The 13,280-nt window shown below is 72.0% G+C and carries 13 protein-coding genes and 1 tRNA gene; 6 read left to right on the forward strand and 8 right to left on the reverse strand.

Features of this window, described 5'->3' with window-relative positions; genetic code table 11:
- Positions 1-83: 83 nt before the first annotated feature.
- Positions 84-1,799, reverse strand: coding sequence for an adenine deaminase (locus IEY33_RS16575; protein WP_188964407.1), 1,716 nt, complete (start codon positions 1,797-1,799; stop codon positions 84-86).
- Between the two features lie 131 nt (positions 1,800-1,930).
- On the opposite strand from IEY33_RS16575, the gene IEY33_RS16580 reads away from it, so the two are divergent.
- Entirely contained in the window at positions 1,931-2,233 is a 303-nt protein-coding gene (locus IEY33_RS16580) for a putative quinol monooxygenase (RefSeq protein ID WP_188964408.1), read from the forward strand.
- Positions 2,234-2,382: 149 nt separating this feature from the next.
- Here IEY33_RS16580 and hemC read toward each other — a convergent pair whose 3' ends face one another.
- Both hemC and IEY33_RS16590 read right to left on the reverse strand, forming a co-directional pair.
- Positions 2,383-3,312 (reverse strand): hydroxymethylbilane synthase, encoded by a 930-nt coding sequence (gene hemC / locus IEY33_RS16585; RefSeq protein ID WP_188964409.1) that lies wholly within the window; start codon positions 3,310-3,312, stop codon positions 2,383-2,385.
- Between the two features lie 156 nt (positions 3,313-3,468).
- Positions 3,469-3,542, reverse strand: a tRNA-Gln gene (locus IEY33_RS16590).
- Positions 3,543-3,742: 200 nt separating this feature from the next.
- Between IEY33_RS16590 and IEY33_RS16595 the strand changes: the two genes are divergently transcribed.
- On the forward strand, positions 3,743-4,960 hold the full coding sequence (locus tag IEY33_RS16595; protein ID WP_188964410.1) for a VanW family protein: 1,218 nt from the start codon (positions 3,743-3,745) through the stop codon (positions 4,958-4,960).
- 28 nt (positions 4,961-4,988) lie between these two features.
- On the opposite strand, the gene IEY33_RS16600 is transcribed toward IEY33_RS16595, so the two are convergent.
- Positions 4,989-6,206 (reverse strand): DUF418 domain-containing protein, encoded by a 1,218-nt coding sequence (locus IEY33_RS16600; RefSeq protein WP_268238847.1) that lies wholly within the window; start codon positions 6,204-6,206, stop codon positions 4,989-4,991.
- A gap of 86 nt (positions 6,207-6,292) precedes the next feature.
- Between IEY33_RS16600 and IEY33_RS16605 the strand changes: the two genes are divergently transcribed.
- A complete protein-coding gene (locus IEY33_RS16605) occupies positions 6,293-6,685 on the forward strand; it encodes an MmcQ/YjbR family DNA-binding protein (protein ID WP_188964411.1) in 393 nt (130 codons plus the stop codon).
- Between the two features lie 85 nt (positions 6,686-6,770).
- Here IEY33_RS16605 and IEY33_RS16610 read toward each other — a convergent pair whose 3' ends face one another.
- The gene (locus tag IEY33_RS16610; protein ID WP_188964412.1) at positions 6,771-7,226 is read right to left on the reverse strand and encodes a SufE family protein; all 456 of its coding nucleotides are present in this window, start codon (positions 7,224-7,226) and stop codon (positions 6,771-6,773) included.
- 230 nt (positions 7,227-7,456) lie between these two features.
- Between IEY33_RS16610 and IEY33_RS16615 the strand changes: the two genes are divergently transcribed.
- The 3 genes from IEY33_RS16615 to IEY33_RS16625 all read left to right on the forward strand — a co-directional run bounded on the left by IEY33_RS16615 (position 7,457) and on the right by IEY33_RS16625 (position 10,264).
- Positions 7,457-8,323 (forward strand): sulfurtransferase, encoded by an 867-nt coding sequence (locus tag IEY33_RS16615; protein ID WP_188964413.1) that lies wholly within the window; start codon positions 7,457-7,459, stop codon positions 8,321-8,323.
- Positions 8,324-8,455: 132 nt separating this feature from the next.
- Positions 8,456-8,764 carry a hypothetical protein gene (locus IEY33_RS16620; RefSeq protein WP_188964414.1) on the forward strand — a complete coding sequence of 103 codons (309 nt, stop codon included), beginning with the start codon at positions 8,456-8,458 and terminating at the stop codon, positions 8,762-8,764.
- 117 nt (positions 8,765-8,881) lie between these two features.
- Entirely contained in the window at positions 8,882-10,264 is a 1,383-nt protein-coding gene (locus IEY33_RS16625) for a M20/M25/M40 family metallo-hydrolase (RefSeq protein ID WP_188964415.1), read from the forward strand.
- Between the two features lie 204 nt (positions 10,265-10,468).
- Here the strand turns inward: IEY33_RS16625 and IEY33_RS16630 are convergent, their stop codons facing one another.
- The 3 genes from IEY33_RS16630 to IEY33_RS16640 all read right to left on the reverse strand — a co-directional run bounded on the left by IEY33_RS16630 (position 10,469) and on the right by IEY33_RS16640 (position 13,204).
- Complete coding sequence (locus IEY33_RS16630; RefSeq protein ID WP_188964416.1) at positions 10,469-11,506, reverse strand: Atu2307/SP_0267 family LLM class monooxygenase; 1,038 nt, start codon at positions 11,504-11,506, stop codon at positions 10,469-10,471.
- A 64-nt stretch (positions 11,507-11,570) separates the two neighbouring features.
- The gene (locus tag IEY33_RS16635; RefSeq protein WP_188964417.1) at positions 11,571-12,956 is read right to left on the reverse strand and encodes an MFS transporter; all 1,386 of its coding nucleotides are present in this window, start codon (positions 12,954-12,956) and stop codon (positions 11,571-11,573) included.
- Entirely contained in the window at positions 12,953-13,204 is a 252-nt protein-coding gene (locus IEY33_RS16640) for a hypothetical protein (protein WP_188964418.1), read from the reverse strand. The genes IEY33_RS16635 and IEY33_RS16640 overlap by 4 nt, the downstream gene beginning before the upstream one ends.
- Between the last annotated feature and the right edge of the window lie 76 nt (positions 13,205-13,280).

The following is a 13,280-nucleotide window of genomic DNA, read 5'->3' on the forward strand; positions in this document are numbered from 1 at the left end:
TGCCCGCTTCCATCTCCTCCAGACCGTACTTGTTGGCACTTGCTCTGCTCGGCTGAACTCTACAAGTTCAGCTCGAAACCGTATCAGGCGGGCGCGGCCTCCCGGTCCACGAGCGTCCAGGCGTCCACGTCCAGCAGGCCCGCCGGGGTGAGTTTCAGGGACGGGATGACGCTCAGGCCCAGGAAGCTGAGTGTGGTGATGGGGTATGGCAGGCCGCTGCCGAGGGCGTGCATGGCGGCCGTGATGCCTTCCGCGTCCCGCGCGGCCGAGAGGGGCGCGTCGTCCGTCATGAGGCCCGCAAAGGGCAGGGGCAGCTGCGCCGTGATGCGCTGCCCGTCGTGCACGACCACGCCGCCGCCCATCGCCTCCAGTGCCCGTCCGGCCGCGCGGATGCTGGCCTCGTCCGCGCCCGCCACGATCACGTGATGCGCGTCGTGCAGGACGCTCAGTGCGACCGCGCCGCGCGTGAGCCCGATGCCGTGCGCCCAGCAGGCCGCCACCTCGCCACGCCCGTAGCGGTCCGCCACGACCAGCCGCGTGAGCGGCCCGTCCATGCCCTGCCCGCCCCCGTCCTGTGCCGCTGCGTCCGGGGCGGGCAGGCGGTCCGTCACGATCTGGTCGGGCCGCACGCCGATCACCGGCCAGTGCACGGGCACCGCGAGCGATACGGTGTCCCACCCGGCCCCCAGGTCCACCCGGCCGCCCGCCAGGCGCGGCGTGACCGCCTGCGTCCCGAGTGGCTCGCCGCCCACCAGCGACTCCAGCACCCGGAAGTCCCGCAGGTCCTCCAGCAGCACCAGGTCCGCGTGATGGCCCGGCGCGACCACGCCCATGTCGTGCAGGCCCCAGTACTCGGCGGGGTTGCACGTCACGAGTGCCAGCGCGTCCGCCGGGTGCATGCCGCCCGCCACGCACGTCCGCATCAGGCGGTCCAGGTGCCCCAGCGCGAGCAGTTCGTCCACGCCCACGTCGTCACTGACGAGCATCGCACGGCGCGGCACCCGCCCGCCCGTGTGATCGCCGCGCAGGACCGGCAGCAGCGCCTCCAGGTTCCGCGCGGCGGACCCCTCGCGCACCATCAGCCACAGGCCCGCCCGCAGGCGCTCCAGCGCCTCCTGCGGCGTGACCGCCTCGTGATCGCTGTGAATGCCGGCCGCCGCGTACGCCTGCAGCTCCCGCCCGCCCAGGCCCGCCGCATGCCCGTCCCGCCGCCCGCCCGCCTCGCGCAGGATGCCCCACACGCCCTCGTCGAGGCCCAGCACGCCCGGGTAATTCATCATCTCCGCGAGGCCCAGCACGCCCGGCACCGCCAGCCCCGCGCGCACGTCCTCCGGCGTGAGGGCCGCCCCGCCCCGCTCGAACGCGCTCGCCGGGACGCACGACGGCAGGCTCGCGAACACCCGCACGCCACTCCCGCGCCCCGCCTGCAGCATCCAGTGCAGGCCGTCCAGGCCCAGCACGTTCACCAGCTCGTGCGGCTCGGCCACCACGCCCGTCGTGCCGTGCGGCCGCACCACCTGCGCGAACCGGGCGGGCGTCAGCATCGTCGACTCGATGTGAATGTGCGCGTCCACGAAGCCCGGCGCCAGGAACGCGCCCCGCGCGTCCAGCGTGCGCGCCGCACGGTAGCCGCCGCCCACCGCGGCGATCCGGCCGCCCGCGACCGCCACGTCCGCCGCGTACACCTCGCGCGTCAGGACGTTCACCACCCGCGCGTCCCGGATCAGCAGGTCCGCGTCCTCGTGGCCCTGCGCCACCCGCACCAGCCGCTGGCGCACCTCGAATTCGTCTGTCGTCATGGGGGACCGTTCTGCCATAGCGGATGCTAACAGGCAGGGCCGCGCGCCGTAGCGGGTGCGGACCGCCGCGGCGTACACTGGCGTCGTCCCACAACCCGGCCCGCCCACCCCTTCACCCCGGAGGTTCACGTATGGTCATCTCGCTCGGTTACGTCACCGTTCCCGCCGAACATCACGCCCAGGTCTCGCAGATGCTCTCGGACCTCGCCGCCCGCACGCGCGCCGAGCAGGGCTGCCTCGACTACCGCGTCTCACACGACCTCGAGGTGCCGGGCCGTTTCACGCTCGTCGAGACGTGGAACAGCGTGGCCGACATGCAGACGCACCTCGCGCTGCCGCACATCGGCCCGGCCGTCGAGGCCCTGCACGCCCTGGGCGCACGGGACCTGAGCGTCACCGCGTACGAGGCGGGCGACCCCATGACGATGCTGTGAGACCGAATGGCGCTGAACCTCCGGAGTTCAGCGCCATCCGGCCGGGCACGCCCGCCGGTGCATGGCCGGGCGCGTCACGCGTCAGGAAGGCGGGCGGGAGCGTCGCCGCCACCCGCCCGCCTTCCCGCGCAGCTCAGGGGTTCAGAGGATCAGACGCGGGCCGCTTCGATCAGGGCGGCCGCGCCCTGGTTCAGCATGTCCTGCGCGAGTTCCGCACCCAGGTCGGCGCACTCGGCCACGTCGCCGCTGGTGGTCGCGCGGATCACCTGCGAGCCGTCCAGCGCGCCCACCCAGCCTTCCAGCGTGATGATGCCGCCCTTGATGGTGGCGTGCGCGCCGACCGGCGCCATGCAGCCCGCCCCGAGGCCCGCCAGGAACTCGCGTTCGGCGGTGATGCGGTCGTCGGTGTTGCGGTCGTGGATGGCGTACGCGACCTCCACGGACAGGTCGTCGTCGCTGCGCGTCTCGAGCGCCAGCGCGCCCTGACCGGGGGCGGGCAGCATGATGTCGCTCTCCAGGAACTCGTCGATGCGCGGGCGCAGCTCCAGGCGGATGAGGCCGGCGGCCGCCAGGATGATCGCGTCGTACTCGCCGCTGCTGAGGGCCGCCATGCGGGTGTCGATGTTGCCGCGCAGGTCGAGGATGTTCAGGTCCGGACGGAACGCGCGCAGGAACGCCTTGCGGCGCACGCTGGACGTGCCGACGCGCGCGCCCTGCGGGAGTTCCGCGAGGCGCTTCATGCCTTCCTTGCCGATCAGCACGTCGCGCGCGTCGACGCGCTGCGGGATGCTGGCGACCTCCAGACCTTCCGGCTGCGTGGTCGGCAGGTCCTTGAGACTGTGCACGGCGATGTCGATGCGGTTCGTGAGGAGCGCGTCCTCGATCTCCTTCACCCAGAAGCCCTTGTCGCCCTTCTGGGCCATGCTGCTGAGGCTTTCCTTGGACTTGTCCCCTTTGGTGGAGATGGTCTGGATCCGGAAATCGGTGTCTGGCCACTCTTCCTTGAGGCGGGCCACCACCCAGCGGGTTTGCGCGAGGGCGAGTGTACTTCCCCGCGTGCCGACGGTAATAGAACGCATAACCCAGGCATTATAGGCACAACGCGCCGCCCGCGCCGCACCCTCTGCGCGGCAGGGCGCCAGTCATGAAGGAGGGGCGGCCCCCGGAGGAGACCGCCCCTTGCTGCGCCGCTGCTCTCACCTGCGCGGCCGGTGTGCCTGCGGGGCAGGCGTGGTTGGCTGGGGCACCAGGATTCGAACCTGGACTAACAGTTCCAAAGACTGCTGTGCTGCCATTACACAATGCCCCAACATGCCGTTCGTCGCCCTGGAGGGCATGACAGGTCGCCCGTGGTCCGGGCCAGCGGACCAGAGTATAAGCGGGGTCCGGGGCGCGGTCAACCGCTGCGCGCGCCCCCGAAGCGCCCCCCGGTTCCATAAGGTTGCCGGCAGGGTGCCTCAAGGGGAGGCGCGCACGCCGCTCACGGACCGTCAGGCCCGGCACCGGACAATGAGAGACGTGAACCGCCTGCTGACCGTCACCGTGGCCCTCGCCGCCGCCCTCCTGCCCACCGCCGCCCACGCCGCCACGCCTACCCAGCAGGCCCCCAGGAAGGCCGCGCCCGCCCAGGCCGCCGCCTTCAAGCTGGTGCTGAACGCCCAGGAGCCGCGCATCACGGGCGGGAAACTCCAGAAGATAGACGTGACGAAGTCATGGCCCATGAACGATAAGGGCGTCACCGCGAGCCGCGGCGCGAAGAAGTTCAGCAGCCTGCTGAGTGCCGGGCTGGACGCCGCGCAGAAGCAGATCGACGCGCGCGCCCCGAAACCCGCCACCTTCCGCAACGTGGGCGGCCACTGGACCGCCACGCAGCAGAACGGCTGGACGCTCGACCGCGAAGCCACCAAGCAGGCGATCCTGAAGGCCATCCTGGCCGGGCAGGACCGCGCCGAGGCGGTCGTGAAGGTCACGGCGCCCACCCGCAGCGTGCAGGTCCTCGCGGACCGCGGCGTGCTGGAGCACGTCTCGACCGGCACGAGCAGTTTCAAGGGCAGCCCTGCCTTCCGCGTCACGAACGTCCTGGTGGGCGCGCAGAAGCTCGACAACTTCTTCGTCGCGCCCGGCCACACCTTCGACTTCGCGAAGGAGGTGGGCGACATCTCCGCCAGCACCGGCTTCGTGAAAGGCTACGTGATCAGCGGCGGCACCCTGGAGAAGGAGGACGGCGGCGGCATCTGTCAGGTGTCCACCACCATCTTCCGCGCCATGTACCAGGCGGGCCTGCCGATCGTGGAGCGCCACGAGCACTCGCACCGCGTGGAGTACTACGACCCGGTCGGGTTCGAGGCGACCGTGTACGCGCCCGCCAAGAACCTCCGCATGAAGAACGACACCGCCAGGTACCTGTTCGTGCAGGCCAGCTGGGACAGGAAGGCGCAGACGCTGCGCTTCGACCTGTTCGGCACGAAACCCGACCGGACCGTCAGCATCGGCAAGCCCGTCGTGACGGACTTCAAGCCCGCCGCCACGCCCAGCTACACGCCCGACAACCGCGTGCGTCCCGGCGGTCGCCGCCTGCTGGACGTGCCGGTGCAGGGCATGACGAGCACCATCGTGCGGACCATCAAGGCGCCAGGCGGCAAGGTCACGCGCGATACCCTCAAGAGCGTCTACAAGCCCTGGGGCGCGGTGTACGGCGTGGCGCCCGGTGACGCCCGCCTGAAGTAACCCCGCGTTCCCCGTTCCGCCGCGCCCGTCAGCGGCGACCGTACACCAGCACGCGCAGCAGGCCCTCCACCGGCCCCTGCGCGTGCCTGCTGAGCCACCACGCCGAGACCCACACCTGCAGGGCCCCCAGCGCGAACGCCAGCAGCAGTGCCCCCAGCGCGCCCACCCGCCCGTACAGGTTCAGGCCGTACGGGTAGAAGACGGTCGTCATCACGAGCGACTGCGTGAGGTAATTGCTGAGCGCCAGCCGTCCGGGCGCAGCGAACGCCCTCCACCACCCGCTGCGCCCGGACGCCACCAGCAGGCCCACCCCGCCCGCGTACCCCAGGCCCAGCAGCAGGCCGCCCAGCAGCCGCACCGGCACCTGCCACAGGCCCGCCAGTTCTGTCGCCTGCGTGTTCAGCCACGCGAGCGTCACGCCGAGCGGCAGGCCCAGCAGCACCCCACCCACCAGCAGGGCGCGCAGCAGCGGCCGGAACCGCTCCGGGCGGGCCAGCAGCCCGGAGCGTTGCGCGGCCATGCCGAGCAGCAGCAGGCCCAGCAGCCACTCCAGGTTGTACAGCCCGCTGCCGAACAGGTCGCCCGCGAACTCCGCCGCACGCACCCCGGCCACGTCCGGCCAGGACGCGTGCGGCGGGAAATGCAGCGCGAACGAGTACCGTTCCGAGCCGGGCGACGCGAGGTTCAGGGCGTCCTGCACGCGCAGCAGCAGCCACCACGCGCACAGGATCACGCCCGACCCCGCCAGCACCCAGGCGGGCGGCCGGGCCAGCAGCGGCAGCAGCACGAGGCCCAGCACCGCGTACAGCGAGATGATGTCCCCGTGCCACAGCAGCACGAAGTGCGCGGTCCCCAGCAGCAGCAGCAGCAGCAGTCGCCGCAGCAGCCGCGCCGCGCCGGAGCGCGACAGGATGGTCAGCATGCCCGCCCCGAACAGCACCGCGAACAGCGAGATGAACTTGCCGTTCAGGAACACGTCCACGAACACCTGCGCCGCCCGGTCCGGTCCTCGCTGCGTCCACTCGTCGTACCCGGCGAAGTCCTGCATGTTCACGCACAGGATGCCCAGGATCGCCAGGCCGCGCAGCAGGTCCGGCAGGGCCCAGCGCTCCCCGGGCCGCACCGCTCCCGGGGCCGGGGGTGCGGGCGGCGGAGCGGGGGAGAGCGGCCCGGGCGACAGGGGCTCGTGCAGCAGGGGCTCGGGGGGACTGGACTCGGGCGGGCCGGACTCGGGGGAGAGGGTCAAGGTGCCTCATTATCGGGACTTCAGATGAAGTGGCGGTAGCCCCGACCCGCCCGGCCCGCCCCGGGAGCGGTGCGGTACGCTGGGGCATGCAGACCGTGACAGCACTGCGGGCGGCGGCCGCTGCCCTGCCCGGCACGCAGGAGACCTTCCCGTTCGGGCTGGATACGCTGGTCCTCAAGGTGGGCGGACGCATGTACGCCCTGATCGGCCTGCGGGACGACCCGCTCACCCTGAGCCTGAAGTGTGATCCGGCCCGCGCGGAGGCCCTGCGCGCCGAGCACGCGCGCGTCACGCCCGGCTACCACCTGAACAAACGGCACTGGAACACCCTGACGCTCGGCCCGCCCAGCCCGGCGGACGGGGTGGCCCCCCTGCTCCCGGACGCGCTGGTGCTGGACCTGCTGCGGCACAGTCACGCGCTCGTGCTGGCCGGACTGACGCGCGCTCAGCGGGAAGCGCTGCAGGCGGGCAGCTCCTGACCTGACCGGGCTGACCTGACCGGGCCGCCCCGATAGGGCAGACGGACGCCGGAAGGCTTCCCCCGGCGTCCGTCATCTGTGGTTCTTATCCGGCGTGCTGCTCTGCGTCCTGTTCGCGCACGGCGGCCTTCAGGCGGTGCAGGATGGCGCCCATGCCGCGCAGCCGCATCGGCGTGATGAGTTCCGACAGGCCCATCTCCATGTAGAACTGGTCGGGGACGTTCAGGATCTCCTCGGGCGTGGCACCCTGCAGGCCCTCCGTCAGGATGCCCGCGTAGCCGCGCACGGTGGGCGCTTCTTCCGGCACCTTGAAGAACATCCGGACGTGGTCGTCCGCCTGCTCCGTCACCAGGAAGAACGGCGACGCGCACTCCGGGACGGGCTGCATGAATTCCGGGTGCTCCAGGTACTTGTCGGGGACGGGCGGGAGTTTCTTGCTGTACTCCAGCAGGGCCTGCAGGCGCAGCGGTTTCGGCGCGGACTTGAACATCTGCGCGATGGCGGCCAGCTTCTCGGGCAGCGCGGCGGGGGTGTCGGTCATGCCGTCACTGTAGCGCCGGGGCGTGCGGGCGCATGGTGAGTCGTACGCACTTCTGCGCCCGGCGGCCGCGTGTGTGGCCGGAGCGGAATCCGGCCGGTGGGCCTGCGGGCGGGCCGAGCGGCAAGTCTAGTTGATTGTTTTTGTCAACTTGGGGCCGTGTCGGGTACACTGCCTCACGGAGCAGCACCCCACATCCAGAGTCAAGCACCGTTCATGCCAGGGAGGCACTTATGACCGATTACGCCAAAGACGTGCTGGTAACCACCGACTGGGTCGCCGAGCACGCCCAGGACGCCCACATCAAACTGATCGAGGTGGACGAGGACATCCTGCTGTACGACACCGGCCACATCCGTGGCGCGCAGAAGCTCGACTGGCAACTCGACCTGTGGGAAAGCGTCGAACGTGAATTCATCGGCGCGCAGGCCCTCAGCGAACTGCTCGGCAGGCTCGGCGTCACGCCGGACGACACCGTCGTCCTGTACGGCGACAAGAGCAACTGGTGGGCCAGCTACGCGTACTGGTTCCTCACGTACAACGGCGTGCAGAACCTCAAGATCATGAACGGCGGCCGCCAGAAGTGGGCCGCCGAGGGCCGCGAACTCACCACGGACGCGTCCGACACGCAGCCCGCCGCCGCGTACCCCGGCCTGACCCGCAACGAGGACCTCCGCGCGTACCGCGACGAGGTCAAGGCGCACATCCAGGCGGTCAAGGACGGCAAGGGCGCCCTCGTGGACGTCCGCAGCCCCGACGAGTTCAGCGGCAAGGTCACGCACATGCCCAACTACCCGCAGGAAGGCGTGCTGCGCGGCGGCCACATCCCCGGCGCGCGCAGCATCCCCTGGGCCAAGGCCACCAACGAGGACGGCACCTTCAAGAGCGCCGACGAACTCAAGGCCCTGTACGAGGGTGAAGGCGTCACGCCCGACAAGGACGTCATCGCGTACTGCCGCATCGCGGAACGCAGCAGCCACAGCTGGTTCGTGCTGCGCGAACTGCTCGGCTACAAGAACGTCAAGAACTACGACGGCAGCTGGACCGAGTGGGGCAACAGCGTCGGCGTGCCGATCGAGAAGAGCTACAGCGAAGCCTGAACCTTCAGGTGACGAGGGGGCCGTCCGCGCGAGCGGGCGGCCCCTTTCCGTGCCCCGCCCGGCGCGGCAGGCATGAAGGTGCCCTGAACGCGGCCGTCACGCCGCCCGCCGCCCGCCCCGCACACTGAAGACATGAACGACGACGCCAAGGGGTCCGAACTCGCGCCGGACGGGGCCGAACTGAGCACCATCAGCAACCTGAGCAGCGGTCTGCCCGGCACGCTCCCGGAGACACGCACTCCCGCCGAGCAGGGCGACGCGCCCGCCGACCTCGCGGAACGCGCCGCGCCGCACGTCCCCGCCCCCAGCCGCGAACACCTGAATGCCGAACAGGTCGAACGCCTCACCGGCACGCACTCCCCACAACAGGGCGAGGAAAGCACCGACGCCAGCAACGCCCTCGACCGCGCCGAGGGCCGCACGCCCGACACCGAGGACTGACCCCGGCCTCTCTACCACCGGACCGGGACCGTACGCCCCGGTCACGAGCCGGAGGTTCACGTCCGGCATGCCCGCCCGCGCGTCCTGCACGCCACGCCCGTGCTCTACACTGCCCGCATGACCGCACCCGACGCGCCCGCCCCCCACGCCCAGGACCTCGCCCCTTACGTGCGGCAGGGCCGCGCGGACCTCGCGGCACTCGTCGCGCTGGAATCCGTGAGCGCCCAGGGGCGCATGCTGCCGGAAACGGCGGACGCCGTGACGGCCCTGCTGGAAGCGGAGGGGTTCACGGTGCGGCGCTCGCCCGGCCAGGTCGCGCCCATCCTGCTCGCCGAGGCGGGCGAGGGCGACACCACCCTCCTCATCTACAACCACTACGACGTGCAGCCGGAAACGCCTGCCGAACTGTGGGACTCGCCGCCGTTCACGCTCACCGAACGGGACGGGCGGCTGTACGGGCGCGGCGTGTCGGACGACAAGGGTGAACTCGTGTCGCGCCTCGCGGCCGTGCGCGCCGTGCGGGCCGCGCACGGCGGGACGCTGCCGCTGCGGGTCCGCTGGCTGATCGAGGGTGAGGAGGAGGTCGGCAGTCCCAGCATCGCCGCCTTCGTGGAGGCGCACGCGGCGGACCTGCAGGCGGACGGCTGCTGGTGGGAGTTCGGCAGCATCAGCGAGGAGGGCCGCCCCGTCGTGTCGCTCGGCCTGAAAGGCATCGTGTGCCTGGAACTGCGCTGCCGCGTGTCGGACTCGGACCTGCACAGTTCCCTGGGCGCCGTGGTGGACAACCCCCTGTACCGCCTGAGCCGCGCCATCGCGTCCATGCGCGACGACGCGGGCCGCGTCACCATTCCCGGCTTCTACGACGCGGTGCGCGCGCCCGGACCGGTCGACCTGGACGCGCTCGCGTCCCTGCCGGACCCGCGCGGGCCGCTGGCGGGCAGTTACGGCGTGCGCGGCTTCCTGGGCGACGCGGACGCCCGCGAAGCGAACCGCCGCACGAACTTCGAACCGGCCCTCAACGTGAACGGCCTGCACGGCGGGTACGGCGACGCGGGCAGCAAGACCGTCCTGCCCGCCAGCGGCTTCGCCAAGATCGACTTCCGCCTCGTGCCGGACCAGGACCCCGCCGAGATCGTGCGCCTGCTGCGCGCGCACCTGGACGCGCAGGGCCTGCACGACATCGAGGTCGTGGAACTCGAAAGTCACGAGCACGCGGCCCGCAGCGACGTGGCGCACCCCTTCGTGCAGGCGGCCCTCGCGGCGGCCCGCGACAGTTCCCTGCAGGAGCCGGTCGTCCACCCCTCGGCGGGCGGAAGTGGCCCCATGCATCCCTTCGTGCAGCACCTGGGTGTCGCGTGCGTCGCGATGGGCATCGGGAACGTGGGCGGGCGCGTCCACGCCCCCAACGAGAACATCCGCGTGCAGGACTTCGAGCGCGGCGTGCGCTTCGGCGTGACGTTCCTCGAACGCCTCGCCCGCACCTCCTTCCGCTGCCCCTGAAGGCCCGCGCCCCCGCTCACCGGCCCGGAGTCCTCTTCAGGCGGGCGTGATACGGTGTTGATCCGATTTCAGGGATGCCGGGAACAGCAAGGGCATCCCTTCTTGGGCAGAACGGACGCCCTGCAGGACGCCTGCCCGCTTTCGTCTCCTCAACACCGTCCTTGCTGGTGCCCTGGTCGCTCGGCTGAACTCCGGAAGTTCAGCTCAAAACTGTATGAGGTCCTGCACGCGCGGGCGGACCTGCGTGCCGAGCAGGTCGATGGCGTGCAGCATCCGGTCGTGCGGCATGACGGCGTTTGTCATCTGGAAGGCGAGGCGCGACACGCCGCCCAGCACCTCGTGCACGTACCGGACCTTCGCGGCGACACTGCCCGGATCGCCGATCAGGTACGGGCCGCCCGGCGCGCACGCCGCGTCGAACTGCGCGCGGTTCGGCCCTCCCCAGCCGCGCTCGCGGCCCAGCGTGTTCAGCATGTGCGCGTACCCGGGGTAGAAGGTGTCCCGCGCCTCCTGCGCGGTGTCGGCCACGAACCCGAAGGCGTGCACGCCCACCCGCAGCGCCTCCGGGGCGTGACCGGCAGCGGCGCCCGCCTCGCGGTACAGGTCCACGAGCGGCCGGAAACGCCGGAAGTCCCCGCCGATGATGGCGACCATCAGGGGCAGGCCGAGTGTCCCGGCGCGCACGAAGGACTGCGGCGTGCCGCCCACCCCCAGCCACACGGGCAGCAGCGGCTGCACGGGGCGCGGGTACACGCCCTGCCCGGTCAGCGGGGCGCGGTGACGGCCGGACCAGTGGATGTTCGGCTGTTCGCGCAGGGCGAGCAGCAGGTCGAGTTTCTCGCTGAAGAGGCTGTCGTAGTCGCGCAGGTCGTGCCCGAACAGCGGGTACGCCTCGACGCTCGACCCGCGTCCCACCACGAGTTCCGCCCGGCCCCGCGAGATGAGGTCCAGCGTCGCGAACTGCTGGAACACCCGGACGGGATCGTCGGCGCTGAGGACCGTGACGGCGCTGTTCAGGCGGATGCGGGAGGTGCGCGCGGCCGCCGCCGCGAGCAGCAGGGTGGGTGCGGAATCCAGGTACTCGGGCCGGTGGTGCTCGCCGATCCCGAAGGCGTACACGCCGGAGCGGTCGGCCGCCTCGATCTCTTCCAGCAGGTGCGCGGTGCGGGTGGCGGGGTCCAGGGTGACGCCGCTGACGGGGTCCTTCACGACCATGGCGAAGCTGTCGATGGCGATCTGCATGCGGGAACCTCCAGACGGGATGGGCAGAGGGGATGGGCAGACGGGATGGGCAGGGAAGAGGCGTTCAGGCGCTCGCGGGGGCGGGCTTGCGGTCCCGCAGGCGGGGCGCGACGAGCGCCGCGAGGGCCACGGCCAGCGCCGCGAGCGCCAGGTACCAGCCGCTCCCGTGACTGACGCCCACCTGCGCGACGAGCGCGCCCGCGATGCCCGCCCCCAGCGCGCTGCCGAGCATGTCGGCCAGCTGCAGGTTGCCGCTCACGAGGCCCTCCTGCCCCTCCGGGGCGGCCTTGAGGACCACCAGCGTGTGCGACTGGAACGCGAAGCCCATCCCGGCCCCGCCGACCGCCCAGCTGAGCGCGATCAGCCACGAGGGGAGCGGCGCGTGCAGCAGCACGCCCGTCACCGCGAGGCTCGCGGCGACGAGGGCCGCGCCCAGCACCGCCATGCGCGAGCGGTACCGGCCGCCGCTGCGTTCGTCCAGGCGGGAGTTCAGGAAGGAGCACAGCGACCACAGCAGGGCCGCGCCGGTCAGGGCCAGCCCGGACTGCCAGGGGCTCAGGCCGCGCAGGTGCTGCAGGCTGAGCGGCACGAGCGCCTCCGCCCCGAAGAAGCCGAAGGTCAGGCACCACCGCACCGCGAAGCCCGCGTCGAGCGGCTGCCGAAGCCGGTACGCAGCCCGGCCGTACAGGCGGCCCAGGGCGGGCAGCGCCAGCGCGGCGCCCGCCACGGCCAGCACGCTGCCCGTCAGCCACGTGCGCTGCCCGAGGGCCGCGAGGCCCAGCACCAGTCCGGCCGCCGCGAGACTCACCGCCTGAATCCTGGACCACTCGATGGGCGTCCCGGACGCCTCGATGCGCCGCAGGGCGGGCAGCGTGAGCGCGACCGCCACCAGCACCAGCGGCAGCAGGCCCAGGAACACGCCGCGCCAGCTGAGCAGGGCCGCCATGGCGCTCGCCAGGGCCGGGCCGATCAGGCCGGGCAGCACCCACGCGCCCGACATGAGGGCCAGCACCCGTGCGCGCAGCTCGTCCGGGAAGCCCCGGTTGATGGCGAGGTACGCGACCGCCACCACCCCGCCCCCCCCGAAGCCCTGCACGGCGCGCCCCAGGATGAACACCGCCATGCTGGGCGCGAGACCCGCCACGAGCAGGCCCGCCGCGAAGCACACGGCGGCCGTCAGGTAAGGCCGGGCGGGGCCGCTGCGGTCCGCCCACGCGCCCAGCCCGACCGTGGCGATCATGAAGCCCACGAAGAACGCACTGAACGACCAGCCGTACAGGCGCAGGCCGTCCAGGCCGTCCGCGACCTGCGGGAGGACCGTCGCCACGGCGAGGCTCTCGAAGGCGATGATCAGCATGGACAGCATGATCCCGAAGGTCAGGTTGCGCCGCTGGGGTGAAAAGACCCCCGGAACGGGGGCAGTCTGGGCGGCGGGCGTGGTGGCCGTCATTGGCTCACCGCGTCCTGCAGGGCCTGCTCCAGCCCCTTGCCGCGCCATCCGGCCTCGATGCCTAGGCGCGCCCCGCCGTCCGTGAGGACCGCCACGCCCACCACGCGCCCGCCCGCCAGGGCCGCCGCGGCCTGCGTGACCGCCTCCAGCGGCGCGTCCGGCAGCAGTCGCCGCAGTTGCACGGCGACGTTCGGGGTGGGCGGCAGGGGCAGGCGCGAGACGCGGACACGGGCAGGCAGGCTGGACATGCCCCGAGCATACCGCCTCACCCGGCCCGTCAAATCCGTCGCCGTGCACGGATGACCGTCCCGCCCCCCGCGGCAT

It is taken from the genome of Deinococcus aquiradiocola, assembly GCF_014646915.1.
Classification (GTDB): domain Bacteria; phylum Deinococcota; class Deinococci; order Deinococcales; family Deinococcaceae; genus Deinococcus; species Deinococcus aquiradiocola.

Bases quoted from the DNA above. Each gene is read 5' to 3' on its own strand.
- IEY33_RS16575 (WP_188964407.1), bottom strand. From the start codon at position 1,799: ATGACGACAGACGAATTCGAGGTGCGCCAGCGGCTGGTGCGGGTGGCG.
- IEY33_RS16580 (WP_188964408.1), top strand. From the start codon at position 1,931: ATGGTCATCTCGCTCGGTTACGTCACCGTTCCCGCCGAACATCACGCC.
- hemC (WP_188964409.1), bottom strand. From the start codon at position 3,312: ATGCGTTCTATTACCGTCGGCACGCGGGGAAGTACACTCGCCCTCGCG.
- IEY33_RS16595 (WP_188964410.1), top strand. From the start codon at position 3,743: ATGAGAGACGTGAACCGCCTGCTGACCGTCACCGTGGCCCTCGCCGCC.
- IEY33_RS16605 (WP_188964411.1), top strand. From the start codon at position 6,293: ATGCAGACCGTGACAGCACTGCGGGCGGCGGCCGCTGCCCTGCCCGGC.
- IEY33_RS16610 (WP_188964412.1), bottom strand. From the start codon at position 7,226: ATGACCGACACCCCCGCCGCGCTGCCCGAGAAGCTGGCCGCCATCGCG.
- IEY33_RS16615 (WP_188964413.1), top strand. From the start codon at position 7,457: ATGACCGATTACGCCAAAGACGTGCTGGTAACCACCGACTGGGTCGCC.
- IEY33_RS16620 (WP_188964414.1), top strand. From the start codon at position 8,456: ATGAACGACGACGCCAAGGGGTCCGAACTCGCGCCGGACGGGGCCGAA.
- IEY33_RS16625 (WP_188964415.1), top strand. From the start codon at position 8,882: ATGACCGCACCCGACGCGCCCGCCCCCCACGCCCAGGACCTCGCCCCT.
- IEY33_RS16630 (WP_188964416.1), bottom strand. From the start codon at position 11,506: ATGCAGATCGCCATCGACAGCTTCGCCATGGTCGTGAAGGACCCCGTC.
- IEY33_RS16635 (WP_188964417.1), bottom strand. From the start codon at position 12,956: ATGACGGCCACCACGCCCGCCGCCCAGACTGCCCCCGTTCCGGGGGTC.
- IEY33_RS16640 (WP_188964418.1), bottom strand. From the start codon at position 13,204: ATGTCCAGCCTGCCTGCCCGTGTCCGCGTCTCGCGCCTGCCCCTGCCG.